The sequence below is a fragment of the Citrobacter sp. VF227 genome, assembly GCF_052950715.1.
The window spans coordinates 1-469 of sequence record NZ_JBRFVF010000388.1 but is presented as its reverse complement, the minus strand read 5'-3'; the positions used below and the strand labels follow the sequence as shown (position 1 = coordinate 469).

Genomic DNA, 469 nt, shown 5'->3' with positions numbered 1-469 from the left:
AAATCCTTGTTGCCGCCGTCGGCGATGACCGGGATGGCGGCCTCGCCGGCCGCCTCGACGGCCTCCATCAGCGCGGTGAGCTGCGGCACGCCGACGCCCGCAACGATGCGGGTCGTGCAGATCGAGCCCGGGCCGATGCCGACCTTGATGGCGTCGGCGCCGGCATCGATCAGCGCCTTGGCGCCGTCCCGCGTCGCGACGTTGCCGGCCACGACCTGCACGGCGTTCGAGAGCTGCTTCACCCGGGCGACGGCGTCGAGCACCTTGATCGAGTGGCCGTGGGCGGTGTCCACCACGATGACGTCGCAGCCGGCGTCGATCAGGCGCTCGGCCCGCTCGAAGCCGCTGTCGCCCGTCGTCGTTGCGGCGGGGACGCGCAGGCGGTCCTGCACGTCCTTGACGGCGTTCGGGTCGGCTACGCGCTTCTCGATTTCCTTGACGGTGCTCATGCCGAAGCAGAGGTAATGGT

At 70.4% G+C, this 469-nt stretch carries 1 protein-coding gene; it reads right to left on the bottom strand.

Annotated elements, in window-relative coordinates; translation table 11 throughout:
* The coding region (locus tag ACU8YC_RS26900; protein ID WP_446896244.1) for an IMP dehydrogenase at positions 1-469 on the bottom strand (469 nt) is incomplete at both ends.